General features: G+C 54.5%; 25 protein-coding genes and 1 pseudogene. 5 read left to right on the top strand and 21 right to left on the bottom strand.

The features are described from left to right. Window positions 1-46: 46 nt before the first annotated feature. Together mfd and IFU29_RS06145 are read right to left on the bottom strand one after the other, a co-directional pair. A complete protein-coding gene (mfd, locus tag IFU29_RS06150; protein WP_191933163.1) occupies window positions 47-3,493 on the bottom strand; it encodes a transcription-repair coupling factor in 3,447 nt (1,148 codons plus the stop codon). A gap of 114 nt (window positions 3,494-3,607) precedes the next feature. After that, a complete protein-coding gene (locus IFU29_RS06145) occupies window positions 3,608-3,817 on the bottom strand; it encodes a hypothetical protein (protein WP_191933162.1) in 210 nt (69 codons plus the stop codon). A gap of 200 nt (window positions 3,818-4,017) precedes the next feature. On the opposite strand from IFU29_RS06145, the gene dgcQ reads away from it, so the two are divergent. Next, entirely contained in the window at window positions 4,018-5,673 is a 1,656-nt protein-coding gene (gene dgcQ / locus IFU29_RS06140; RefSeq protein ID WP_342214451.1) for a cellulose biosynthesis regulator diguanylate cyclase DgcQ, read from the top strand. Here the strand turns inward: dgcQ and IFU29_RS06135 are convergent. Together IFU29_RS06135 and IFU29_RS06130 are read right to left on the bottom strand one after the other, a co-directional pair. Continuing rightward, the gene (locus IFU29_RS06135; RefSeq protein ID WP_191933160.1) at window positions 5,670-6,890 is read right to left on the bottom strand and encodes a glycosyl transferase; all 1,221 of its coding nucleotides are present in this window, start codon (window positions 6,888-6,890) and stop codon (window positions 5,670-5,672) included. The two genes, dgcQ and IFU29_RS06135, sit on opposite strands and share 4 nt — an antisense overlap. A 28-nt stretch (window positions 6,891-6,918) precedes the next feature. After that, window positions 6,919-7,722, bottom strand: a complete 804-nt coding sequence (locus IFU29_RS06130; RefSeq protein ID WP_191933159.1) for a mannosyl-3-phosphoglycerate phosphatase-related protein — start codon at window positions 7,720-7,722, stop codon at window positions 6,919-6,921. Window positions 7,723-8,403: 681 nt separating this feature from the next. Between IFU29_RS06130 and IFU29_RS06125 the strand changes: the two genes are divergently transcribed. Further along, window positions 8,404-8,562, top strand: coding sequence for a YqaE/Pmp3 family membrane protein (locus tag IFU29_RS06125; RefSeq protein WP_017800079.1), 159 nt, complete (start codon window positions 8,404-8,406; stop codon window positions 8,560-8,562). Between the two features lie 71 nt (window positions 8,563-8,633). Further along, complete coding sequence (gene dsrB, locus IFU29_RS06120) at window positions 8,634-8,825, top strand: protein DsrB (RefSeq protein ID WP_191933158.1); 192 nt, start codon at window positions 8,634-8,636, stop codon at window positions 8,823-8,825. A gap of 90 nt (window positions 8,826-8,915) precedes the next feature. Here the strand turns inward: dsrB and IFU29_RS06115 are convergent, their stop codons facing one another. The 15 genes from IFU29_RS06115 to fliF form a co-directional block, all read right to left on the bottom strand. Continuing rightward, window positions 8,916-10,619, bottom strand: coding sequence for a methyl-accepting chemotaxis protein (locus IFU29_RS06115; protein ID WP_191933157.1), 1,704 nt, complete (start codon window positions 10,617-10,619; stop codon window positions 8,916-8,918). A gap of 165 nt (window positions 10,620-10,784) precedes the next feature. Further along, window positions 10,785-11,420 (bottom strand): transcriptional regulator RcsA, encoded by a 636-nt coding sequence (gene rcsA / locus IFU29_RS06110; RefSeq protein WP_191933156.1) that lies wholly within the window; start codon window positions 11,418-11,420, stop codon window positions 10,785-10,787. Between the two features lie 655 nt (window positions 11,421-12,075). Continuing rightward, window positions 12,076-12,861: a flagellar biosynthetic protein FliR gene (fliR, locus tag IFU29_RS06105; RefSeq protein WP_191933155.1), complete on the bottom strand. Its 786-nt coding sequence runs from the start codon at window positions 12,859-12,861 to the stop codon at window positions 12,076-12,078. Next, complete coding sequence (fliQ, locus tag IFU29_RS06100; RefSeq protein WP_191933154.1) at window positions 12,861-13,130, bottom strand: flagellar biosynthesis protein FliQ; 270 nt, start codon at window positions 13,128-13,130, stop codon at window positions 12,861-12,863. Before fliQ ends, fliR begins: the two co-directional genes overlap by 1 nt. A gap of 15 nt (window positions 13,131-13,145) precedes the next feature. Beyond that, window positions 13,146-13,883 carry a flagellar type III secretion system pore protein FliP gene (fliP, locus tag IFU29_RS06095; protein WP_191933153.1) on the bottom strand — a complete coding sequence of 246 codons (738 nt, stop codon included), beginning with the start codon at window positions 13,881-13,883 and terminating at the stop codon, window positions 13,146-13,148. After that, window positions 13,880-14,269, bottom strand: a complete 390-nt coding sequence (gene fliO, locus IFU29_RS06090) for a flagellar biosynthetic protein FliO (RefSeq protein ID WP_191933152.1) — start codon at window positions 14,267-14,269, stop codon at window positions 13,880-13,882. The genes fliP and fliO overlap by 4 nt, the downstream gene beginning before the upstream one ends. Continuing rightward, on the bottom strand, window positions 14,270-14,671 hold the full coding sequence (gene fliN / locus IFU29_RS06085; protein WP_062743700.1) for a flagellar motor switch protein FliN: 402 nt from the start codon (window positions 14,669-14,671) through the stop codon (window positions 14,270-14,272). Further along, window positions 14,664-15,671 (bottom strand): flagellar motor switch protein FliM, encoded by a 1,008-nt coding sequence (gene fliM / locus IFU29_RS06080; RefSeq protein WP_062743699.1) that lies wholly within the window; start codon window positions 15,669-15,671, stop codon window positions 14,664-14,666. Before fliM ends, fliN begins: the two co-directional genes overlap by 8 nt. Window positions 15,672-15,680: 9 nt before the next feature. After that, window positions 15,681-16,163, bottom strand: a complete 483-nt coding sequence (gene fliL, locus IFU29_RS06075; protein ID WP_062743698.1) for a flagellar basal body-associated protein FliL — start codon at window positions 16,161-16,163, stop codon at window positions 15,681-15,683. Window positions 16,164-16,312: 149 nt separating this feature from the next. Next, window positions 16,313-17,626 (bottom strand): flagellar hook-length control protein FliK, encoded by a 1,314-nt coding sequence (locus tag IFU29_RS06070; protein WP_191933151.1) that lies wholly within the window; start codon window positions 17,624-17,626, stop codon window positions 16,313-16,315. Further along, window positions 17,623-18,069 carry a flagellar export protein FliJ gene (gene fliJ / locus IFU29_RS06065; protein WP_137268853.1) on the bottom strand — a complete coding sequence of 149 codons (447 nt, stop codon included), beginning with the start codon at window positions 18,067-18,069 and terminating at the stop codon, window positions 17,623-17,625. The genes IFU29_RS06070 and fliJ overlap by 4 nt, the downstream gene beginning before the upstream one ends. Window positions 18,070-18,127: 58 nt before the next feature. Continuing rightward, window positions 18,128-19,489 carry a flagellar protein export ATPase FliI gene (fliI, locus tag IFU29_RS06060; protein ID WP_062743695.1) on the bottom strand — a complete coding sequence of 454 codons (1,362 nt, stop codon included), beginning with the start codon at window positions 19,487-19,489 and terminating at the stop codon, window positions 18,128-18,130. Continuing rightward, window positions 19,489-20,178, bottom strand: coding sequence for a flagellar assembly protein FliH (gene fliH / locus IFU29_RS06055; protein WP_191933150.1), 690 nt, complete (start codon window positions 20,176-20,178; stop codon window positions 19,489-19,491). Before fliH ends, fliI begins: the two co-directional genes overlap by 1 nt. Next, window positions 20,171-21,163 (bottom strand): flagellar motor switch protein FliG, encoded by a 993-nt coding sequence (gene fliG / locus IFU29_RS06050; RefSeq protein ID WP_062743693.1) that lies wholly within the window; start codon window positions 21,161-21,163, stop codon window positions 20,171-20,173. Before fliG ends, fliH begins: the two co-directional genes overlap by 8 nt. After that, window positions 21,160-22,902, bottom strand: a complete 1,743-nt coding sequence (gene fliF / locus IFU29_RS06045; RefSeq protein ID WP_191933149.1) for a flagellar basal-body MS-ring/collar protein FliF — start codon at window positions 22,900-22,902, stop codon at window positions 21,160-21,162. Before fliF ends, fliG begins: the two co-directional genes overlap by 4 nt. 240 nt (window positions 22,903-23,142) lie before the next feature. On the opposite strand from fliF, the gene fliE reads away from it, so the two are divergent. Next, entirely contained in the window at window positions 23,143-23,457 is a 315-nt protein-coding gene (fliE, locus tag IFU29_RS06040) for a flagellar hook-basal body complex protein FliE (protein WP_191933148.1), read from the top strand. Window positions 23,458-23,492: 35 nt separating this feature from the next. Here the strand turns inward: fliE and IFU29_RS06035 are convergent, their stop codons facing one another. Further along, a complete protein-coding gene (locus tag IFU29_RS06035; protein ID WP_191933147.1) occupies window positions 23,493-24,773 on the bottom strand; it encodes a tyrosine-type recombinase/integrase in 1,281 nt (426 codons plus the stop codon). A 20-nt stretch (window positions 24,774-24,793) separates the two neighbouring features. Between IFU29_RS06035 and IFU29_RS22460 the strand changes: the two are divergent. Next, window positions 24,794-25,003 (top strand): annotated as a pseudogene (locus tag IFU29_RS22460) (tape measure protein); the annotation flags it as partial. Here IFU29_RS22460 and IFU29_RS06030 read toward each other — a convergent pair. Then, on the bottom strand, window positions 25,001-25,251 hold a 251-nt coding region (locus tag IFU29_RS06030), incomplete at its 5' end, for an integrase core domain-containing protein (RefSeq protein ID WP_191933146.1). The pseudogene IFU29_RS22460 and the gene IFU29_RS06030 sit on opposite strands and share 3 nt — an antisense overlap.

Genomic DNA, 25,251 nt, shown 5'->3' with positions numbered 1-25,251 from the left:
CAAGACATATCCCGATGAGGGAGGTCGCCCTCATCGGGAGCAGGGGCTACGCCGTGGTATGCTCCATCATCTGCCCGAGCAGCGTCTGCACCCAGCTCATCCGCACCTTACGCTCACCCAGGTCCCGCATAAACTTCAGCCGGGTGGGGCCATCCAGACGCCAGTGCTGCGGTTCCTTCTTTAACAGCCCAATCAGCCACACCGGATCGACCTTATTCTTCTCGGCAAACTCGATAAATCCGCCTTTCTCGCTGGCCTCGACCTTGCGGATCCCCAGGGTTTTCGCCACCAGACGCAGGGAGGCAATATCCAGCAGATTACGCGCGGCATCCGGCAGCAGGCCGAAGCGGTCTATCAGTTCAACTTTCAGGTCGTCCAGCTCAGCGGCCTGCCCGGCGCTGGCAATGCGCTTATAGAACGACAGGCGGGTGTTCACGTCCGGGATAAAGTCTTCGGGCAGCAGCGCCGGCATGCGCAGCTCAATCTCGGTCTGGCTGTTGGTCAGATCTTCCAGCGACGGCTCACGCCCCTCTTTCAGAGCATCTACTGCGTTTTCCAGCAGCTCCATATAGAGAGAGAAACCGATGGTTTCCATCTGGCCGCTCTGGCCCTCACCCAGCAGCTCGCCGGCACCGCGGATTTCCAGGTCATGAGTAGCCAGGGCAAACCCGGCCCCCAGATCCTCCAGCGACGCCAGCGCTTCCAGACGCTTATGGGCGTCTGTGGTCATGGCTTTAGGATGTGGCGTCAGAAGCCACGCATACGCCTGGTGGTGCGAACGGCCAACGCGGCCACGCAGCTGGTGCAGCTGCGCCAGGCCGAAGTGGTCGGCGCGTTCAATCACAATGGTATTGGCGGTGGGAATATCGATGCCGGTTTCAATAATGGTGGTACAGACCAGCACGTTGAAACGCTGGTGATGAAAGTCATTCATCACCCGCTCCAGCTCACGCTCACGCATCTGACCGTGACCGACGGCGACACGTGCCTCCGGGACCAGGTCTGACAGGCGTTTGGCGGCCTTTTCAATATTCTCCACGTCGTTATACAGGTAGTACACCTGGCCGCCGCGCAGTACTTCACGCAGGATCGCCTCACGCACCACCATATCGTCGTATTCACGCACGAAGGTTTTAACCGCCAGTCTGCGGGCGGGCGGGGTGGCAATAATCGACAGATCGCGCATTCCGCTCATCGCCATATTCAGGGTTCGCGGGATTGGGGTGGCCGTCAGGGTCAGGATATCCACATCAGCGCGCATGGCTTTGATGCGCTCTTTATGACGCACGCCAAAGCGGTGCTCTTCATCCACAATCAGCAGCCCCAGATCGCGCCATTTGATCTCATTCTGTAACAGCTTATGGGTACCGATAAGAATATCAACTTTGCCTTCCTGGGCTTCCGCCATCACCTGCGCCTGCTCTTTGGCGGTACGGAAGCGCGACAGCATCTCAATACGCACCGGCCAGTTGGCGAAGCGGTCGCGGAAGTTATCATAATGCTGCTGGGCAAGCAGGGTGGTCGGGACCAGCACGGCCACCTGCTTGTGGTTTTCTACCGCCAGGAAGGCGGCACGCATGGCCACTTCGGTTTTACCGAATCCGACATCGCCACAGACGAGGCGATCCATGGCCAGCGGCTGGCACATATCACTGAGTACCGCATTGATTGCCTGGGCCTGGTCGGGTGTCGTTTCAAACGGGAAGCTTTCACAAAACAGCTGATACTGCTGCTTATCGTGTTTAAAGGCGAAGCCGGTTTTCGCCGCACGCTGGGCGTAAATATCCAGCAGTTCTGCGGCGACATCGCGCACTTTTTCAGCCGCTTTTTGCCGGGCACGGGACCAGGCATCGCTGCCCAGCTTATGCTGGGGGGCGTTCTCTTCTGCGCCACCGGCATAGCGGCTGATCAGATGCAGGGAGGACACCGGGACATAGAGTTTGGCATCTCCGGCATAGGCCAGCATCAGGTATTCCGCCTGGATACCGCCGGTTTCCAGCGTGCTCAGGCCGATATAGCGGCCCACACCGTGCTCGAGATGGACCACCGGCTGGCCGGGACGCAGCTCCGCGAGGTTACGGATCAGCACGTCAGGGTTGATGGTGCGGCGGCTGTCCTGGCGGCGGCGGCTGACGCGTTCGCCCAGCAAATCACTTTCACAGATCAGGGCACGATGGCGCAGGCCGTCGATAAACCCGTGCTCGCTGGCGCCGATCAGCAGGTAGTGGCCGGGACGGTCAGCCTGCGGCAGGGAGTCAATGGCTGCGGGCTTCAGTTTGATCCTGGCGAGTAATTCCTGCAGGGTTTCGCGACGCCCTTCACTTTCCACGGAGAAGACGACCGGGCCGTCGAAAGACTCCAGGAAGCGACGAAGCGCATCCAGCGGCGCTTTGGCCTGCGCCTGTACCGCCAGGTCCGGCAGCGTTTCGTAATGCAGGTTGGTATTGGCGGCTTTTTCAGGCAGCAGATCGGTTCGCAGCTGAATGCGTGGCCACTGCTTCAGTTCGCTGAACAGCTCTTCTTTGCGCAGCCACAGGGTAGGCGGCGGTAGCAGCGGACGCATCGGGTCAACGCGGCGGTTTTCGTAACGCGCATTCACATCCTGCCAGAAACGTTCGGCGCTGCTTTCCAGATCGCCTGAAATCACCATCAGCGTACCGGCGGGCAGGTAGCTGAACAGGGCAGGAAGGGGTTGTTCGAAAAACAGGGGCTGCCAGTACTCAATCCCGGCGGGCAGCGTGCCTTTACTGACCTGCTGATAAATGTGTTCCGGTTCACGGCGTACGTCAAAGTGCTCACGCCACTGGGTGCGGAACAGTTCGATGGCATTTTTATCCGTCGGGAATTCATGGGCAGGCAGCAGATTGATGGCGGCCACTTCTTCCTGGGTGCGCTGGCTGTCGACGTCGAACAGACGAAGGCTGTCGATCTCATCATCGAAGAAGTCGATACGGTAAGGACGCTCACTGCCCATTGGATAGAGGTCCAGCAGTGCCCCGCGTGTAGCAAATTCACCGTGGGCCATCACCTGATCCACGCTGCGGTAGCCTGCCTGTTCAAGCTGGGCACGGAGTTTATCGCGCGACAGCTTCTGCCCTTTTTTCATCACCAGCGCGTGGCCGTTGAGGAAGGTATGCGGGCAGACACGCTGCATCAGCGTATTGACGGGCATGATCAGCAGCCCGCGCTCCAGCGTCGGCAACTGATAAAGGGTGGACAGTCGGGAGGAGATGATTTCCTGATGTGGAGAGAAGCTGTCGAAAGGCAGCGTTTCCCAGTCGGCCAGCGCCATTACGGGATGCGAGGTGAACTGTTTGATTTCATCCTGCAGGCGCAGGGCATTCTGCATATCCTGCGCAATCAGTATGACCAGTCCATGATGACGTTCAACAATTTCGGCGCATTCAACGGCGCAGGCCGCGCCGGTAAGCTGGCCGAGCTGGCGCTGGTCACCTGCTCTGGTCGGCAGGTCATAACGGTAGAGTTCAGGCATAATGAGTTAGACGGTCTCTTTAATAAGGGAGATCGGAAGCCCTGGCGTGCCGGGTGGTCCCGATTCAGCTAAAGAGAGTATACCCTGATTTTACCGCTTGTTGGACGCAACGCACTATTTTGCTGATGGCTGACCCGGATACCGGCTCGGACGGTCAATATTTGCCCAGACCAGTTCTTTTTCAGCGTGATAGCTGTGGTTGCCGTCATCCCATTTAATGTAATATCCTGCGTATTGTGCGCCCTGTTCGAAAACATTCAGAACCACACCTTTAATCTGGCCAGTTTTATGGCGCACAATACTGCCTTTAGGAAATCGGAACATGACTACCTCCTGAACCAGCAGAATGTCAGGCAAACCTTGTTAATAGTAATAGCGCTATTTTCACCCGGTTGAAAGTGGAGCGAGTTGTAGTGGATCAATTATATGACCATCACGCTGTGCCATATCGCAGGGTGCTGGCCGTACAGCAGGCTGCGGTCTAAACTATCAATGAATAAAACGCAGCAGCGGAGAAGACATAAGTGATACCTGACAAAGATTCGCGTTTTTTCCGACCCAAAATGATTGTTCATTTCTGTTTTGCCATTGTCTTTGTCTTCTCCAGTATTCTCACCGTGCGTGAAGCGATGATCCTCAAATCGTCCTATGAGACGACGCAGCGTGCCTGGCTGGTTCAGGCCGCAGGCAGCCTTGAGCGGCAGTGGCAGCAAAGCATTGATCAGATGCTTTTTTTCCAGAAAATGTTGCAATATGCGCTGGGTTATCCACTCGAAACGGATAAATCGCATGATGCCTTGAGAATTTTTAATGACCATCGCAGCGACTCGCTGTGGAAAGTTTCTATTAATACCCAGCGGAGCATTCCTCTGTACGGTATTTCAGACAGGGCGGTAGACCGTCTCCCTTTATTAAGCCGGCACGACCCACAGCGGCTGGAAGATGAACTGAAAGCCGCAGTAGAAATGAGCTACATTCTACAGTTCGCCGATCCCCGCCAGGATTTTCACTATCGCCTCTGGTATATCTCCCGCGCCGGGTTTTATCTCAGTTCGGTACAGGATGATAATGAAGACACGGTGGCCAGCTATAATACCGTGATCGACCGCCCCTATTTCATTAATGCCGGTCCGCAGCAAAACCCCGGGCGCAAACTACGCTGGTCTGAAACTTACCGATCCATTGAAAATGAAGGTGATGTGGTCACGGTAACGCTGCCGGTTGATTCCGGTGGTTACTGGTACGGCGTGCTGGCAATGGATTTTTCGACGAACGTGATCCACGAGCACCTGCAACACGCGCTGCCGGAATGGCAGGATGCCAGCGTGATGCTGTTTGATAATCATCAGCATCCGGTGGCAATATCAGACGGGAAACACCTGAATGAGCATAATCTTGATGCGGACCAGGTGGCAAAAATATTCAGTCAGGTCACCCGGGCACAAAGCGGACAGTTATCGCTGGGGCTGAATTTTATCACCTGGGTACGCCTGCAAAATTTCGATGGGCTGCTGATTAGCGTACAGCCGCTGCGTGAGGGGATGTCCAGCGAGATAGGCCGCGTAACACTGGTGCTGATACTGATGTGGGGGCTGTTCAGCCTGGTGCTGATCGCGTCCCATCAGGCCATCATCCGCATGACAGGCAGGCTGCTGACGCTGCAGGAGACTCTGAGCTGGCGGGCAAACTTCGATGGTCTGACCCGTCTGCTGAACCGCAGCGCCTTCTTTGATCAGGCCGAAAAGCTGGCGGCGTTTAGCGAACGCCAGCAGCAGCCGCTTTCCCTTATCCAGCTGGATCTTGACCACTTTAAAGCCGTCAATGATACCCTCGGGCATCATGCCGGCGATGTGGTACTGACTCATTCAGCCGCCATTATCGCACAGGCGGTGCGCAAGGCAGACGTGCTGGGGCGCGTGGGGGGAGAAGAATTTTGCATCATATTACCGGACACCGGACTGGCGGAGGCGGTGGAAATTGCGGAGCGTATTCGCTGTAAGCTGGCGACGAAGGTGGTGCTGATCGACGCCACGCATACGCTTAAGGTTACGGCCTCTCTTGGCGTGAGCAGCAGTGAGGAACAGCAGGATTATAAGATTGAAAACCTGCAGTCCGTGGCGGACGGCCGGCTCTACCTGGCAAAAGCCGCCGGCCGCAACTGCGTCAGTAGCGGGGCTTAAACGTCGCCGCTGTTGTCATCTTCCACGGCCTGGTAAATACGCTGCATAATATCAGGGAATGCCGACTGTACGCGGCTCCAGCTGGGGATAAACGGTTTTTCATTCGGACGCTCAATAAATGCCTGTCCGGCATCAAGGATCGCCTGGGTAAACATCTCGACGGCGGCTTCCTCAGCATGCTGGTCGAACTTCAGCCCGTTCATTGTCGCTTCATGGTTGTAAATTTCCATCATATCCAGCGCATTACGGTAGTAGGTTGCTTTTAATACGCGGAAAGAGTCACTGGTGATGCTCACCCCCATGGTGGCCATCTTACGCAATAACGACTGCACAATATCGTTGCTCATGCGCTTCAGCCCACCGGTGCCGTCCTCTTCTGCCAGAGGCTGGTGCTTATGGTCGTAATTATCAGCAATTTCTACCTGACAGCTCTGACGGGTGGTGTAGTTGCGATATATCTCCGACAGCACACCAATTTCCAGCCCCCAGTCTCCCGGAAGTTTAATGCCGTTCAGCACGTGGGTGCGCATGGCGAACTCCCCGGAAAGGGGATAGCGGAAACTGGTTAAATAATCCAGGTACTCCGAGTGACCGTAGACTTTTTGCAGGGAGCGCAGCAGCGGCCCGACCAGCAGACGGCCGACGCGACCGTTGAGCTTATTGTCGGCGACGCGGGCGTAGAAGCCTTTACAGAATTCGTACTGAAAGCTGGGATTGGCCAGCGGGTAGAGCAGGCGGGCCAGCATCCCCCGTTCATAAGTGACAATATCGCAGTCGTGCAGCGCCACGCAGCTCGATTTATCCGACGCCAGGGTGTACCCGGTACAGAACCAGACGTTACGGCCTTTACCTGGCTGTGAAGGGGAAAGCCCCTCTTTATCCAGTTCGGCATCCAGCGCTTTCAGGCGCGGGCCGTCATTCCAAAGAATACGATGCCGCTGCGGCAGACGTGAAAAAAACTCGCGGGCATGAAGAAACTGATCCCGGTCTGCCCGGTCAAGGCCAATGACAATTTCGGCCAGGTAGGGCACTTTAGCCAGTTCGTCGACAATATGGCTGAGGGCAGGTCCTTCAAGCTCTGAATAGAGCGACGGCAGGATCAGGCCCATTTTGCGCTTGCGTGAAAAGCGCACCAGGTCTTTTTCCAGCTCTGCGACGGAACGACCGGTCAGATTATGGAAATTGGTTATGACGCCATTCTGATAAAAATCGCTCATCGCTTACCCCTTTAAAGATCATCCCGGCTCAGCGGGTGATAAAATGCGTCAGGCCTTCGCTCCAGCCCGCAGGGCCAAAGTGGGCAGTATGGTAGATATGGTGTTTATCCTGCCGCTGCAGGATGACGGGATTTTTACTGTAGCCTTTGATCACCACGGCATAGTCCACGCAGTCGAGCATTGGGGCATCATTCGGGCCATCGCCCAGCCCGATGGTGATGCGCTCCGTGCCAGCCTGGCGGGTATGTCGGAGCAGCCAGCGCAGCGCTGCGCCCTTACTGCTTCCTTCAGGCATCACGTGCCAGAACCGGCCTCCCTGCACCACTGTCAGACTCTTTTCTTCCAGCCGCCTGCAGAACAGCGCAAACTGCGCTTCGCTGTCGCGCCAGATAAGACTTTCAGATGCCTGGCGCTGACGTGCCAGCGTGGCCTCATGCGGCGTCAGTCCGGTCCAGTCAGCCACCTCCTTTTCCGTGACCTCGCCAAATCCGGTGAATTTGAATCCGTATTGCTGCTTCAGCTCCTGCAACAGCCCGCACAGTCCGGGATAGTCATAACGCACATTCTCCGGGTAGGGGGGCAGCGGATCGGTGCTGTTCAGCACCACGCGGGCACCATTCTCGGCGATAAAGGGCGCACCGTTCAGCCCCATCGACTGCTGCAGGGGAATAATCTCTGCCGCCGTTTTACTGGAACAGATCACCAGCGGGATCTGATGTTCCTGCAGGCGCGTCAGCCAGGGTTCTGCCGCTTCCCAGCGGTAGGTGTGATGGTCCAGCAGTGAGCCGTCGAGATCGGTAACGATCATCAGTGGGTCCTGCAATGTGAGCATAAGCAATCCCTCAGAGTGATATCACTGCGCCGCAGGCTGAAACAGCCCCGTCTGTATGCTCACTGAGTATAGTCGAGCCACCACAGACGGCAGGACAGGGAATACGCCCGGGCACCTTCCACGCTTATTCCAGGAGTTATCTTAAAAAAAACTGTATCCGACGGTGAAAATGAAACGACCTCTCGGGGGGAAAAAAGAGTAAGGCCAGGGGGTTAGAGAAAACTCACCTGTACAGTAGTTCGGAATATGTACAACTTAAGTCATTCAATGAGAATTATCCTGGAGGGAAGGCAGGCTAATCTGCAGGCAGTGGCGTCATCCCGTCACTGGCGAGTGTCAATTCCTGTGAGCAGCACATTATCCCGGCCAGACTGGTTGGGATTTTTTTTGCCGGTATCGGCCGGGAGGCCGGCGATCGTTGGAAGTCACGGGCAAAAAAAAGCCCGCGCTGCGCGGGCAAAAATCCTTGTTACTTTGGCCTGCCCTTAGGGGTTGGTGCAGTGAGGCGATTGTAGAGTGGTCTGCTGTCAGAAGTCTCACCCGAAAACGTAAAGAAAGTGCAAATACCCGCAGGGCACGGGATTTACTCACTTTTACCCGCTGGTGACAGCGAGATGCTTTTCACTGGCTATACTCTGGGTTCGGCTAACCCCGTAAGATAAAACAGATAATGGAGAGTTTATGGACTTTTTACGAATTGTAATTGCGATTCTGTTACCCCCACTGGGCGTGTTTATGCAGGTCGGATTTGGCGGTGCCTTCTGGCTGAATATTCTGTTGACGCTCTGCGGATACATTCCCGGTATCGTCCATGCGGTATGGGTGATTGCGCGTCGCTGATCCTCAACGCAGACCCTGTGCTTGATAAGGTTTTCGGTTACACTACTGCAAAAAATTACGCAGGAGGATCCATGCAGGTCAATGACAGGGTAACGGTGAAAACCGATGGCGGGCCACGTCGGGAAGGGACAGTGCTGGCCGTGGAAGACTTCAGTGAGGGCACCATGTATCTGGTGGCGCTGGAAGAGTATCCGCTGGGGATTTGGTTCTTCAATGAGATGGGTCACCAGGATGGGATCTTTGTTGAACCTCACGCGTCATGAACATGCAGGGAGCGACCCTTTTCCGGTCGCTCCCTGCGATGAGCAGTGCTGACGCTGTTCGCGTCCTTTCCAGTCAGGCTCCGTCTTTTATCAGAACGTTTCCCAGTGATCGTTGCTGGTCGCCAGTGCCGGACGGGGCGCAGCCACAGCCGCCGGTTTACTGCTGACGTCCCGGGGCCTGACCGGTGCGACAGAGCCAGCGCTCAGTTTAAAGGCGGAGACCGCCTGAGTCAGACGGGCAGCCTGCTCTTCCAGTGACGCGGCGGCAGAAGAGGCTTCTTCAACCAGGGAAGCATTCTGCTGGGTAACGTTATCCATTTCGGTCACCGCCATGCTCACTTGCTGAATTCCCTTACTCTGCTCGTCCGACGCTGCGGCAATTTCCGCCATAATATCGGTGACGCGTCGCACGGCATCCACAATTTCACTCATCGTGTTACCCGCCTGACCCACCTGTGCCGATCCCTTACCGATCAAGTCCACCGATTCAGAAATCAGCCCTTCGATCTCCTTAGCGGCCCCGGCACTGCGCTGTGCCAGATTGCGCACTTCGCTGGCGACGACGGCAAAACCGCGCCCCTGTTCACCGGCACGGGCGGCCTCAACGGCCGCATTCAGCGCTAAGATGTTGGTCTGGAAGGCGATACTGTTAATCACGGTGGTGATTTCAGCGATTTTCTTCGAGCTGGTGGAGATGTTATTCATGGTGTTCACCACGCCAGTGACGATATCGCCCCCCTGACGGGCCTTGCCAGAGGCATCGGAGGCCAGCTGGCTGGCATGGTGAGCATTTTCGGCGTTCTGTTTCACCGTGGCAGTAAGTTCTTCCATACTGGCAGCGGTCTGTTCCAGCGCAGAGGCCTGCTGTTCGGTGCGGGAGGACAGATCGGTATTCCCGGCGGAGATCTCACTCGATCCCTGATAAATTGCCACCGCACCTTCGCGCACCGTGCCCACGGTTTTCACTAATGCCTGCTGCATCAGCTGTAAATTATTTCCCAGGCTACCGATCTCACTGCGGCCCCAACTCTGCAGCGGGGCGGTGAGATCGCCACGAGAAATATGCTCGATGCGTTCTACGGCCTGGCGTAACGGCGTGATCACTACCCGGCGCAGGAAGATAAAGGTGGCCAGCGTTAACAGCAGGGCAAGAGCGAATGCACCCGCCATCATGATAAACCCGAAGCGGGTCTGAGACCTGGCAGCGGCATTCAGGCCTTCCGCGCGCTCGGTGCGCAGCTTAATGGCTTTAAACAGCAGTTCGTTGTAGGCGTCGTCCAGCTTGCGGGTGTAATCCGTTTCCTGAGCGATCACACCTTCGAAGCTGCCATCGCTGGCGCTTTTAACCATCGGCACCAGCCCCTGGCTGATATAGGCTTCAAAGCGTTTTTTCAGGTCAATATCCAGCGCTTCGCCGGCCGGGGTTTTGACCGGACGGTTCAGATAAACAGCAAAGCTGTCGCGCGCCATTTTGATGCGTTTTTCCGTGGTCGCCAGATTCGCTTTAAATTCATCCATTTCACCAATACGTGCAGAGGCACCCGCGTGGATCACGGTCAGACGTGCCGTACGCAGGTGGTTAGAGCTGTTGGAGAGCGCGGTACGTATCTGGATCTCTTCGGTTACATCGTTCAGTGACTGATTACTCTGGATCAAAAAATAGCTGGCGAGGCCGATACACAAGGCAAAAAGTAGCAAAATTCCGCCGAGAATGGCGGCGAACAGCGGGACCAGACGCAGATGCTGCCAGAAGCTGATGGTCTGTTGTTCGTGAGATGGTTGTTGTGGTTTCATATCCTTTGCTCTCTTTCAGATAGGGACGAAGGAACACTCCGGTCGTCTAGAAAGCATCGGCAAAGTACTGAAAAGGATTAGGACTGTAATTGGGAGCAGGCTCACAGAATCAGCCTTTTTTGCAGAAGGGGAGAGAGGCCGGCAGGTACCCGCCTCTCAAAGAAATCATCTTACATTCACATAAATACCGCTGGTAACGTTATCAGTTAAACGAACAACATGATAAATAACCTGTTTATTGTGTGTTTTTATTTTACGTTTGATATTACCTTTGTGCGATGACACTGTTTTTGCTTTAATCTGCATCTTATCTGAAATCTGAATGGTGTCATGGCCTGACATCCACATCTTAAGCATGTTTGACTCTGTCTGACTCAGCGTCAGTGGATGTACCTCAAAGCCCGAAGCATAGCGGGGGGACAGATTAAGATTTTTTTGAAAATAGCTGCTAAGTAATGAATCCAGTGTTGATGGCTTTATCGATTTTGACGTAATAATCAGATTCTTACGAACGTAGAGGTATTCCTCAAAATGGATATTGGAGATGGCCATGAATATAAAGAACAGGGTATCAGGGTGCTGCATAATAACATTTCTGATTCGCTGGCTTGCATCGGATTCATGGATGAAACAGTCTTCATTAATAAAAACTACACCCGGTTGTAGTTGCTGACACTTAATTTGTAACTGCTCTATGTCATTGACTGAGGTTATATTTTTCTTTTTAACCCCTTTCACTGCCATATAGTCAGATAAACCCAGTCGTGTATAGTTACATGAGTCCATAATAATCGTTGGCATAATAGCGACCCTCACCAATTTGTTATCCGTTTAAATCAACGATGAATTACGCGCGTTCGGTACGAGAGCAAGAGTTCTGTATTCACGATCTTGTTATATTTACCCAGCGTTTGCAAAGCTTTGCCATTGATGGCGAGGGTACTGATTCGTCCGTGCTGGCAGGTAATTTGAGTTTGGACGCGGCGATAACCTGCCAGAGTACCACAGTCATTACATAAGCAAGATTTCGGCTTACTTATCTGACTTAAAACAGCATTTAATGCAGCTTTCTGCCTGCTTCGACACACTATCGCGCAGAAATCAGAAAACTCGGATAGGACGATTCTTAAAAACATTCATTCTCCGAAAGTGTAGGCCTGCGGAGAGCATTGACAATGCCGCAAAATGTATTTTAAAACAAGAAAAACCGCGAAAAATAAAATCCCTATAAAAAACAGCTAGTTGACTGTTTTTTGACCGTTAACTCTTTCGCAACAAATCATCGGTTTGAGGAGTTAAAATACGCTAACTGGGTTTTAATAAGAATAATTTTCATCGCAGCGGTGCATTTATCAGAATTTCCTTAAGGAAATTCTGCAAATAATGGGGCGAAAAATACACCAATGTATTTTGATTGCTTAACAATGCTTTTGCATAAAGTGGGCAATAGGTAAGATTACTTACCGGGTAATTCACTGAGCAGCGTAGCCAGTAAATCGAACACTTCACTGAACAAATGTTCACAGAAGGGCCCCAGCAGAGGCATCATCAGGATGATGAACACCATGCCGATTGATAAGGTCACCGGGAAGCCGATGGCAAAAACAGAGAGTTGAGGTGAAACGCGGTTTAACAAACCCAGGGCCAGGTTTAAGGTGAGGAGCAAAGTGATTAATGGTAGCGCTAATCTCATACCGTTAAGGAAAATCAGACTGGCGGCCTTGGTCAGCACCATAAACGCATTGCCGTTGAGGGGTTCCCCACCGATGGGTAAGGTATGAAAACTGTCGGCGACCATTGAGATCAGCCACAGGTGGCCGTTGAACGACAGAAACAGCAGCATGGCCAGCATATCCAGAAAACGGGCCAGCACCGGCATGTTCAGACGGCTGCCGGGATCAAAGAAGGTCGCAAACGAAAGTCCCATCTGCAAACCAATCACTTCCCCCGCCGTACGCACCGCAGCAAAGGCAAACTGCATGGTAAAACCGATTGCCATACCAATCAGTATTTGCTGTATCAGCAGCCAGAAACCGCCCACGGAAAACAGCGTGACCGTCGTCGGCGGCAGTGAAGGCACCAGTACCCAGGTGATCATCACCCCCAGGCCTATTTTGACTTTGCGGCTGATCGCTTTTTCACTGAGTATCGGCGCGGTCATGATCAGCGCCAGCACGCGGGCGAGGGGCCAGAATAACTGACTGATCCAGAACAGCAGTTGACTACTGTCAAAAAGAATCATTATCCGATCATATAAGGCAGGTTACTGAACAGGGTACGCATATAGTCGAGTACCAGACTCAGCATCCACGGACCGGCAATCACGATGGTGGTGACCACAGCGAGGATCTTAGGGATAAAGGAGAGTGTCTGTTCGTTGATCTGAGTTGCGGCCTGCAGCAGGCTGATTAACAACCCGCTGACCAGGGCTGCCAGCAGCAGCGGGGCGGCCAGCGCCAGGGCAATTTTCATGGCCTCGTGCCCCATTACCATTACCGATTCAGGTGTCATTGTTGTGGCTCCGCGTCAGGAATAAAAGCTCTGGGCCAGCGAACCGACCAGTAACTGCCAGCCGTCCACTAACACAAACAGCATTAGCTTAAAGGGCAGGGATATGGTCGCCGGCGGCACCATCATCATTCCCAGTGCCATCAGCACGCTGGCTACCACCAGGTCGATAATCAGGAAAGGAATAAAAACGGTAAAACCAATCTGGAAAGCAGTTTTCAGCTCACTGGTGACATAGGCGGGCAGCAGAATACGCATCGGCACCGCTTCCGGACCGGCAATCGGCGGCGTGTTGGCCAGGCGGGCAAACAGTGCCAGATCGGCTTCACGGGTCTGACGCAGCATAAATTCGCGCAGCGGCTGGGCCCCTTTTTCGATGGCATCCTGCATGCTGATCTTATCTTCACTGAACGGCAGATAAGCATCGGTATAAATTTTGTCGAACACCGGGCTCATAATAAAGAAGGTCAGGAACAGCGACAGACCCAGCAGGACCTGGTTTGGCGGTGCTGACGGCGTGCCCAGGGCATTACGTAGCAGACCAAAAACGATAATGATGCGGGTAAAACTGGTCATCATCAGCAAAATGGCCGGGAGGAACGTCAGTGAGGTAATGAACACCAGCGTCTGTACCGGCAGTGACCAGCTCTGGCCACCGCCTGGCATCGGTTTACTGACCAGGCCCGGCAGCTGGGCATAAACGTCGGGAGCCAGCATCAGCAGACCGAGCAGCAGCAGTGGAAGGATGCGTTTCATTTTTTCTTTCCGGTGCTTTTCATTAATGACTGCAGAACCTGACGGAAATCGGGCTTAGGCTCAGTGGCGTCAGTGACGGCTGGCTCGGGGCTGGCGGGCAGGGTATGCAGATGAGTGATCTGCTGGGCGGTGACGCCCAGCACCAGACGCGCATTGTCAACATCGACAATCACCACGCGTTCACGCTGTCCCAGCGAGCAGCTTGCACTGATATTCAGCGTCTGGCTACCGCTGCGGCGTGAGGCAAAGCCCAGCCGTTTTGCCAGCCAGGCACAGGCGAGAATAAGGATAATAATCGCCGCCAGCACACCGCTCACCTGGGTGAGCATGGAGCCGGTAGAAATGGCCGGTGCGGTAGTGGCCGGCTGATGCTGGGTGGTATTCATTTAGCGACTCAGACGACGCATACGTTCAGTCGGGGTGATAATGTCAGTAATGCGCACGCCATACTTATCGGCAACGACCACTACTTCACCCTGAGCAATAAGATAACCGTTGATCAGGATATCCAGCGGCTCACCCGCTAATCCGTCCAGCGCCACCACGGAACCCTGCGACAGACGCAGCAGCTCTTTGATGGTCATTTTCGTGCGGCCCAGTTCAACGGTCAGTTTGACCGGGATATCCATAATCATATCGATATCCTGCACAGAACCGGAGACATCACCCAAATCCAGCGACTTAAAAACGCCTTCAGTGGAGGTCGACTTTACCTGTTCATTCATTGCGTCAGCCCACAGGTCGTCCGCAGAGATGTCGTCGTCGGACGGCTTATTCGTATCACTCATCGGGCTGTTCCTCATTCAGCGAATTCAAAATCGGGTTGATCAGGTGTTCCACGCGCAGAGCGTACTGCTTATTCAGCGTTCCGTACTGGCTGGTCAACACCGGCACGCCATCCACATGGGCGATGATGCGGTCCGGTTTTTCAATCGGTAATACGTCGCCTGGCTTCAGGGCCAGCAGACGTGAAATTCTCATCGACACTTCGGCAAAATTAGCCACCAGCTCCAGCTCTGAGTGCTGAACCTGTTTGACCAGCGTGTCACGCCAGTTTTCATCTTCGCTACGTGAGTTTTCCAGCGGCGGGTTAACCAGCGTTTCACGCAGCGGTTCGATCATGCTGAAAGGGATACAGATATTAAACTCGCCCGTCAGGTTACCAATCTCAACCTGGAACGGCGTGGTGACCACGATATCGTTAGGTGAGGTGGTGATGTTGGTGAATTTCACCTGCATCTCTGAACGGACGTATTCCACATCCAGCGGATAGATAGGTTTCCAGGCATCGCTGTAGCCGTCGAGTGCCAGCTTCAGCATACGGCGGATGACGCGTTGCTCGGTGTGGGTGAATTCGCGTCCCTCAACTTTCGTCGGGAAACGGCCGTCACCACCAAACAGGTTATCTACGGCGATAAACACCAGACTCGGCGAGAATACCACCAGCGCCGTGCCACGCAGCGGCTTGAGGTGGATAAGGTTAAGGTTAGTTGGCACCGGCAAATTGCGGGCGAACTCATGGTATGGCTGAATCTTAATCGCGCCGACCGAAATATCCGGGCTGCGGCGCAGCAGGTTGAACAGCGCCATACGATAAGAACGCGCAAAACGTTCGTTAATGATCTCCAGAGCCTGCAGACGCTCACGAACCACGCGGCGCTGCGTATTGGGATCATAGGGGCGAATATCGCTTTCGCCGCCGCTACTGACCTTATCTTCTGTCGCACTATCGCTGTCGCCATTGAGTAGTGCGTCAATTTCTGCCTGAGAAAGAATGCTATCGCCCATAAATTTACATCACCGCAGTATGAAGGCCGTGAAAAGAACATCCGTCACGACCTGCTGTGGTTGTCCCTGCACCAGCGGAGGTGCCAGTACCTGTTTTATCTGTTTCATTAATTCCTGCTTACCTTGCTCATTCGCTAACGCCGAGGCACTTTGACGCGAAAGCAACAGCAGCAGACGACTACGGACTTCCGGCAGATAATCATTCATCCGACGACGGGTCTCTTCGTCCGGCAAACGCAGGGTAAATCCTACGTAAAGCACGCGATCCGGATCGTTGTCAGGATTGATCAAGTTAACCGTAAAAGTATCCAGAGCAAAAAACACCGGCACAGGTGGTGGCTCCGGCTTGGCTGCCGCAGCGGCATCAGCCGGAGTTTTCATCATGCGCCAGACTGTATAGCCCGCCACGCTGCAAGCGACCAGAGTCACGATAAGTAACACCGGTATCAGGAGCTTACGTTTGCCGCTTTTGGCTTTAGCGTTATCAGTCATATTAGCTGTAACTTCCTGTGATTATTTTCGGGGGCGGTGCCACGTAATCCACTGTCCCACGGCGTTATGAGCAAATTATCCCTTGTCTTGCGCCAAACAATAGGCAGAAAAGACGCGAGTTTTGCCATCAGCTTACGCGTTTGTTGCCGTCAGGCGAAAATATCAACAGCATTGGCACCGGCTGCGCGCGCCTGCAGGGCGGCAGGAACGGCAATTGGCGTCACATCACTGTCATTTTCATTAGCAAGACTAAACGGGCTTCCGTTGTTATTGCGCTGCTGTTCCTGCTGGCCGTTAAAGGACTGACCCTGCTGGAAGGCATCGCTACTGACATTACTTTGACCCAGGTTGATGCCACTTTCTGCCAGAGAGGCACGCAGCTGAGGCATCGCTGCCTCCAGTGCTGCCCTGACCTGGCTGTGGTTTGACACCATACTCAGCTGGGCCTGGTCATTATCCAGTTTCAGGCTGATCTGGATGCTGCCCAGGTCCTGCGGATGCAGATGCAACTCGGCGGTTTGCTGCCCGTTGCGGCTGAACATCAGGATCTGTTGTCCCAGTGCCTGCTGCCATTCCGGACTCCCCAGCTGAGAATTCAGCATGGGGGTGGCCGGTGCACTTACTACCGACGTTGTCGTCGGAGTCAGTAATGAAGACGCGGTACTGATCACATTATTGGTTATCGTCGCCGCAGGCACAGAACTTGAATTTTCTTTATCGAAATCTTTGCTGATATTGCTCATAACCTGCTGAAAAGCCGGGTCGATACTGGCAGCAGCAGGATTGACTGACCCCTTAACCGCCGCCGTGCCCTCAGAAGATTTTGCGTTAACTGAAACCAAAAGCCCGCTATCGCTGTTTTTTGACCTGGCGTCAGTATCATCCCCTTCTTCAGCGGTTACTTTCCCCAGGGCAGCGCTTAACGCACTCAGCGTTGACTGTTTTTCACTTTTATTCAGACCGCTGGAGAGCAGGTCACTGCTTTTTGCGGCGGAGCTGGCCGTCGGTACTACCGTATTATTCGGTAGCATGGCGTAAAGTGCCTGAAGCGTCTGCAGGTCGCTGTCGCTGAGGCTCACGGCCGGGGCATCTTTCTCATCGCTGGCGACGTCGTCTTTTGTGTTGACGCGCTCCTGCTGAGGCTGAAGCAGGGCGGTGAGGGTTTCAGGTTTATCCAGGGCTGCCAGCAGATCGCCGATCCCCGGCTTTTTCGCCGTTTTTCCCCCGGTTTCTGTCATAGCCTCACCGGCGTCGACTTTCACCCCGGCGGTGCCGCCCTGTTGGGCCAGCGATAAAAGGTGGTTACCCAGCAGGGTGATAAATCCCTGCTGTGAGGTCTCACCGGTAGAAAGTGCGTCGCCGCCGGTGCTGGTCAGGTCGCCTTCACGGGCCTCGCCAGTGGAAGGTGTACTTTTAGCGCCGGCGCTGGCCGCTGTCGTGGCGGCCGTTGGTAAGGTAATCATTCGCCTTTCCTCAGTGATGCCCGTTGGGCAAATTCATCATTCCGTTTCTGATCGAGACGGTTTTCTTGTAAGAGAGCGGTCGCAAGGGCACGGGACTGCAAAGTCTCGTAGGCATGCAGCCGCTGCTGTTTGTCGCGCCACAGGCGCAGCGCGTTCTCCACCCGGGTGTTCCAGTGCAGCAGCTGCTGGCGATGCTGCTCAATCGCATTTTCCAGCGTCTGAATAAACTGGTGATAGTTGTACCAGCGGGTGCTGGCGATCCCTTCGCTCATGGTGGTATTGAGATTTTTACGGTATTCATCCTGATAATTAAGCAGCATGGTCAGCTGCTCATCGGCCTGTTTTTGCGCGCGACGCACGTCACCCAACTGAATGGCGGCTTTTTCCACGTCTTTATGCGCAAGGTCGCGCAGCGTGTCGATAGCGGAAACGGTCTTTGTCATAAAGCCCTCCAGTCAGGCGGCGTCACACAGCAGGGCGTGATGCGTTGTCAGATGAAACTTATCCAAAAATGGCCTGCAGATGCAGACTGGCGTCGTCGAAGGTGCTGCGCTCAAACATACCTTGCTGCAGAAACGCTTCCAGCTCGGGATACAGCTTGATGGCTTTATCCAACGTTGGATCGGTTCCCGCCGCATAGGCCCCCACGCTGACCAGATCGCGGTTACGCTGGTAGCTGGACAGTAGCTGCTTAAACTGGCGAACCCGCGCGTAGTGGGTATCATCGATCAGGTGCGCCATTACGCGGCTGATCGAGGCTTCAATATCAATGGCCGGATAGTGACCGGATTCCGCCAGACGGCGGGAAAGAACGATATGACCGTCCAGAATGGCGCGCGCGGAGTCAGCGATCGGATCCTGCTGGTCATCCCCTTCGGTCAGCACGGTATAGAAAGCGGTAATCGAGCCGCCGCCGTCGATACCGTTCCCGGCGCGCTCCACCAGTGCCGGCAGTTTGGCAAACACAGACGGTGGATAGCCTTTGGTCGCCGGAGGTTCACCGATAGCCAGCGCAATTTCACGCTGGGCCATGGCGTAACGGGTCAGGGAGTCCATAATCAGCAGGACATGCTGACCGCGATCGCGAAAATCTTCGGCAATACGTGTGGCGTAAGATGCTCCCTGCATACGTAATAAAGGAGAGACATCGGCCGGTGCGGCAATGACCACCGAACGGGCGCGTCCCTCTGTACCGAGAATATTCTCGATAAAGTCTTTTACTTCACGGCCACGCTCACCGATCAGGCCCACAACAATCACATCGGCTTTGGTGTAGCGGGCCATCATGCCCAGCAGCACACTTTTCCCGACCCCAGAGCCTGCAAACAGGCCCATGCGCTGGCCACGTCCAACGGTCAGCAGGGCATTGATTGCCCGCACACCGGTATCGAGAACGTCCGTAATAGGGGTACGCTGTAACGGGTTAAACGGTGGCGTATTCAGCGGCGCACGATAGCCGGTTTCCGGTGCAGGCAGGCCGTCCAGCGGACGTCCGCTGCCGTCCAGCACGCGTCCGAGCAGCTCCGGCCCCAGCATCATCTGCTTACCGCTGTTCTGCTTATCGCCTGCAATTCGCGCATAGACGCGGGCACCGGGCAGGATCCCTTCGACCTCTTCCAGCGGCATCAGCAGCAGTTTCTGGCCGTTAAAACCGACTACTTCACTTTCGACTTCACTGACGCCCTGGCTGTCGTGACGTTCAATGACGCAGGTGGCACCCAGCGGCAGCTGTAAGCCCGTGGCTTCCAGTACCAGGCCGGTAGCGCGGATCAGGCGACCATAACGACGGACGTCCGGCACCTGAGCCAGACGCTTTTCGAAATTGTCGAGTACACCAAGCCAGCGCGACAGGCGAGTGGTCATTACAATTCTCCCGGTGCGGCCAGGCGGCACAGTTCGTGCCAGCGGGTTGCAATACTGGCATCCAGATCGCCATCCTCGGCGCTGACCTTGCAGCCGCCGGGATGGATGGTGCTGTCACCCAGCAGACGCCAGCCGTGCAGACTGAGCGTGGCGCCCAGCGTGGTTTCCACGCGCGGCAGATCGTCGGGATGGACGCGCAGCGTTGGTTTGCCGCTGAACATGGGCTCCTGCTGCAGCATGCCCTGAATCTGACGGTGCAGGGCGGTACCATCGACGTGCGGGGCCTGGCCGATCACCTGGCGGGCCGCCTCCAGTGCCAGCTGCATCAGGCGGGAAGCGATAACGCTGTCCAGCGCTTCCAGCGTGTGATGAAATTCTGAAACGAGCTGCTGCATCCGCGCCTGTAAAGGCGCCTGCTGCTGCTGGGCATCAGCCAGTCCCTGCTGGAATCCGGCGTCGTAGCCGGCCTTCTGGCCTTCAGCAAAACCGCGCTGCTGGCCTTCCGCATAGCCCAGACCCTGGGCTTCATTGCGCACCTGGGCCTGAAGCTGTTCTAACTGAAACTGCTGCTCATCAACCGGCTCTTCCGTGACGTCGGGTAACACCAGCTCTTCGATCAGCGGCCGGTCCAGGCTCGCCAGATCGTTGGGCTGCCAGCGCTGCCAGGGCAGGGAAGCGTTATCAGACATAAGTTTCCTCGCTGCCACCAATCACCATCTCGCCACTTTCGGCCAGACGACGGACAATCAACAGAATCGCTTTCTGTTCGTTTTCGACTGCAGACATACGCATCGGACCACGGTTGGCGAGGTCGTCGCGCAGAATATCGGCCGCACGCTGCGACATATTGCGCAGGAACTTCTCGCGCAGCGGCTGTTCGGAGCCTTTCAGTGCCACCAGCAGTGATTCGGATTCCACTTCCTGCAACAGGCGCTGAATGCTGCGATCGTCCACTTCGACAAGGTTTTCGAACAGGAACATTTCGTCGATGATTTTTTGTGCCAGCTCGCCGTCGAACTCGCGAACCGCTTCGATAACCGCTTCTTCCTGCTGTGTTTTCATCAGGTTGATAATCTCGGCTGCGGTACGTACACCGCCCATCTTCGCACGCTTGAGATTCTGACCATCCAGCAGGCCGTTGAGCACTTCGGTCAGTTCTGCCAGCGCGGCTGGCTGTACGCCGCCGAAGGTGGCAATACGCAGCATCACGTCGTGACGCAGACGCTCGTCGAACTGGGCCAGAATATCGGCCGCCTGGCCACGCTTGAGGTGAACCAGGATGGTGGCGATGATCTGTGGATGTTCGTCGCGGATCAGGTCGGCAGCCGCCTGAGGTTCCATAAAGTTAAGCGTGTCCATCCCGGAGGTGGTTTCGCGCGTTTCGAGAATATCTTCCAGCAGGGTGGAGGCTTTCTCTTCGCCCAGCGCCTTGATCAGCACGGAACGCAGGTAGTCATTGGAATTCAGGCTCAGGGCCGCATACTGTTCCGCATCAATTTCAAATTCGCGCAGCACGTCGGTCAGCTGCTTATGAGACACCTGACGCATGTTGGAGATGGCAGAGCTGAGATGCTGCACCTCGCGGGAGTCGAGGTGTTTGAACACCTCGGCCGCGCGATCTTCGCCAATCGTCATCATCAGAATGGCGCTTTTTTCAGTACCGGTGAGACTCATAGTTCGTCCTTCATCCACTGGCGAATAACCAGAGCGACAACGCGTGGGTCATTTTCTGACATCTCACGAATACGCTGGCTCATGACCTCAGCACTCATGCGGTGCTGAGATTTACGTTCCTGATCAAGTTCATCTTTCGACAGCTTGACGGAGATACCGGACTCTTCATCTTCAGCGCGACGTGCCGCAGCCACCGATGCCGCTTCAAGCGCTGCTTTCTCCTGCTCAGCCCGGCGACGCAGCTGAGGGCGAACCAGTTTGCGATACAGGATGAAGGCGACAATCAGCACCAGTAACCAGCGGCCCGCTTCAAACATCTGTTCGATAAATGCCGGCTGTTTCCAGAATGGCAGGTCATCAGCCAGGTCTTCGTTGGCGGTAAACGGCGAGTTGACGACGTTCAGGCTGTCTCCACGCTGTTCTGAGAAGCCCATCGCTTCACGGGTCAGGTCTTCAATCTGTTTAATCTGTGCTTCATTCAGTGCCACCGGCTTGCCGGCGGCATCCGTACGGTAGTTCACGACTACGGCCACCGACAGACGCTGCACTTCTCCAACATTCATCTTGGTATGCAGGATGGTGCGGTTAACTTCATAGTTCGTGGTGTTGTCGCTGCGGGTATTGGACGGTACGGCTTTCTGTGCCGTCGACGTCGCGGCATTCGCCGCAGCGTTATTTGCTGTATTCGCGCCCGCCGCGCCATTTGCATTATTTGCGTTGGCAGTGTTCGCATTGTTATTTGGCGTGGTAATCGGACCTGCATTCGCCGGAGCTGGCTGGTTTGAAAGGGCACCCGGAACGCCGCCAGGGTATTGACCACCCAGTTGTTCGCTGTCGCTGGTCTGGCGTGAGCGAATGGCCTGCTGGTCAGGATTGCTGTTGGGTTTGTACTGCTCGTCCGTCTGCTCACGCTTGTTAAAGTCGATCTGCGCGGTGACCTGGGCATGAACGTTACCGTTACCAACAATCGGGCCGAGGATGGTTTCGATACGCTGCTGATAACGTGTTTCCACATCGTTGGCGTATTTTAACTGGGTGTCATTGAGGTCACGCCCGGTTGGATCGTTCTGAGTCAGCAGGCGACCGGCCTGGTCAACGACGGTCACATTACCCGGGGGCATCCCCGCGACGCTGCTGGACACCATATGCACAACCGCGTTGATCTGGCCTTCATCAAGCGCACGACCCGGCTGCAGGGCCAGGGTTACGGAGGCAGAAGGTGATTTCTGTTCGCGCACGAACAGCGTGGGTTTCGGCATGGCCAGGTGGACGCGGGCACTCTTCACCGGGCCGAGCGTTTCGATAGTGCGTGACAGTTCACCTTCCAGCGCACGCTGGTAGTTAATCTGTTCGCTAAACTGGCTGATACCAAACTTCTCTTTATCCAGCAGCTCAAAGCCCACCGCGCCACCTTTCGGTAAGCCCTGTGAAGCGAGGCGCAGACGCAGCTCGTGTACCTGTGCGGCAGGAACTAACAGCGCACCACCCTGATCGTCGAACTTATAAGGTACGTTCATCTGGGTCAGCTGCGTGACGATAGTACCGCCATCCTCATTGCTGAGGTTGCTAAAAAGAACGCGATAATCTGGCTGCTTAGCCCACAGCACCATCGCAATGATGATGGCAACAACCGCGGCCGCCGCGACAATAATCGGGATGCGGGGGTTTGCGCGTAGGCGAGCGAACAGGTCATTCAGACCTTTCTTCTCTGGATTATCCTGCGTGACAGTTGCATTCATGACTCGTTCCTGCCTGACAGTTGACCGGACTGCTGCGTGTAGTGTCGTAACAAAACTGACTCCCTGATGCGCTGGCTTAAAAAATTTCCACCTCAATGGACTGCCATTATTTTCTGAAACGAGAAAATCGATGGCTGGATAAGCTGTGATTTATGCGGCTATTTAGGGGCTTTGTCTTATTGACATTGTGTTAAGTTTGTCAGCAATCGTAATCACTACATCGTTCGTTCGGGGGAATTCATGGCTATTCAGGGTATTGAAAGTGTGATGCAGGCGCTGCAGACCACGGCAATGCAGGCGGCGGGTGGCAAGGGCGCAGACAGTACGTCCGGCGCAGATTTTGGGGCAGAGCTGAAAGCAGCCCTGAACAAGATCAGTGAAGTACAGACGGAATCACGTGCGCAGGCACAAAATTTCCAGATGGGTAAAGAGGGCGTCTCGCTGAATGACGTTATGGTTGATATGCAGAAGTCCAGCGTCTCCATGCAGATGGGGATCCAGGTGCGTAACAAGCTGGTCAGTGCGTACAGCGACATCATGAACATGCAGGTTTAGGTTAGGCAACTAACTGTATTTTATAGGTTAAGTTACTATCCTGTGTGGCTTTGGGGCATCAGTGGGGCAAACTCGTTCAATTTCGAGTTCATCAGGCTTAATTGCGCATCATCATTTTCGGCCATCCACGCCCCATAAACCTGATAGACCATCTGTGCGTCGGCATGACCCATCTGGCTTGCTATGAAGTTTGGATTTGCTCCAGCTGACAGGGACCAGCACGCATAAGTGTGTCGGGACTGGTACGCTTTGCGCAATCTCAATCCTGCTTTGATCATGCCTGCCCGCCATGTCTGAGAAATAGATGATACTGTGTAGTAATCATTACTGACGTTATTAATGGCGTTTATTTTCGGATTGAAGATGAAAGTTAACTCTTCGCTTTCCGCTTTCCCGTATTCGCGCCCGGCAACCTGGACTAAAATTGACTTCTTCATCCTGGTGAGTTCCATCTGATCCCGAATGACATTTCTAGCTGCCTCAATCAGATACACGCTTCGGAATCCTGCATCAGTTTTGGGCGGTGTAAAGTCACCTTTCTTTGTAAGATTTCTGCTTACATTGAGAGTCCATTTCTTCAGATCGATATCTTCCCACGCCAGAGCGCATAGCTCACCGTGACGCAGGCCTGTGTAGACTGCCAGTGACCAGAAATTACGAAGCTGCCGCGTTTTCATTGAGTCAATGAGGCGATGAAATTCATCTCTTTCTATCGGGTCTGGCCTCTTCTTGTCTCTCTTCAGCCTGCCAATAGCAGCCATAGGGTTGCGCTCAATATATCCGTTATCATGGGCGAATTTCAGCATTGAGAACATATCAGTCATGCACGTGTTTACGTACGCCACAGACCTCCCAGTCTTAGTGACGGCGTTATTCCTTCCCTGCGTAAAGCTTCCTTTCAGAAGGCATGTTCGGAGTGCCTGCATGCTCTCCGAACGTAACCCAGAAACCATCTTATTCTCACCAAGCAAAGAAATAGACGTTTTTACCCTTGTTGTGTAGGAGTCGTGGGAATTCTTCGAGATCTCCGTTTCTTTTATTGCAAGCCACTTCGCCGCCAATTCCCCCACGGTCAGCTCCTCCCGCGCAACACCGAATTTGGTCAGGTTTGATGAGTCTGGAAACTGCCTGGCGTAATCAAATGTGCCAACTTTAATCGAATACGCCACACTAGCCCGAAGCTCTCCCGCCGCCTTCCTGTTTTTAGCTGTGTCTGAAACCCCCAATCCTTCGCGTACCCTCTGCCCCTGATACATGAACCAGATACGCAAAAACCCTCCATGGTTTTCAACTCCTGTCGGATAATTCACCTTCATTTAAACCTCCATAGTCCAATGATGTCACTCAGCGCGTTTTCGATATTACTCAGGCAACTCGCTCTAGTCTTGATGGTACAGCAACTCTTTACGCAAGGCTTGAGCGTGGCACGCGACAGTACAATACTTCAGCGGAAGACCTTGCGCGCTTAACAACCATAATTAACCAAGGCTTTGTCGTTTCAGGTGCAACAGCTCTGACCTGCCCCCAGTCTCAGATACAACGATCAGTTAGTAATGTCGGTTTGATTACCTTCTAATTTTCTGTTTCTCCAGCCCGCTGCAAACTCAGATGGTGTCTGGTAATTCAGCGACGAATGTGGACGGCACTCGTTATAATCCTGCCGCCAGTCATTAATGATTTTCCTGGCGTGAGTAATATCGCTGAACCAGTGCTCATTCAGGCATTCATCGCGAAAGCGTCCGTTAAAACTCTCAATAAATCCGTTCTGCGTTGGCTTGCCCGGCTGGATTAAGC

Origin of the sequence: Erwinia persicina (assembly GCF_014838825.1) — a bacterium.
Lineage (GTDB): Bacteria > Pseudomonadota > Gammaproteobacteria > Enterobacterales > Enterobacteriaceae > Erwinia > Erwinia persicina_A.
The sequence above is the reverse complement of the archived record's forward strand: the minus strand, read 5'-3'. Positions and strand labels throughout refer to the sequence as shown.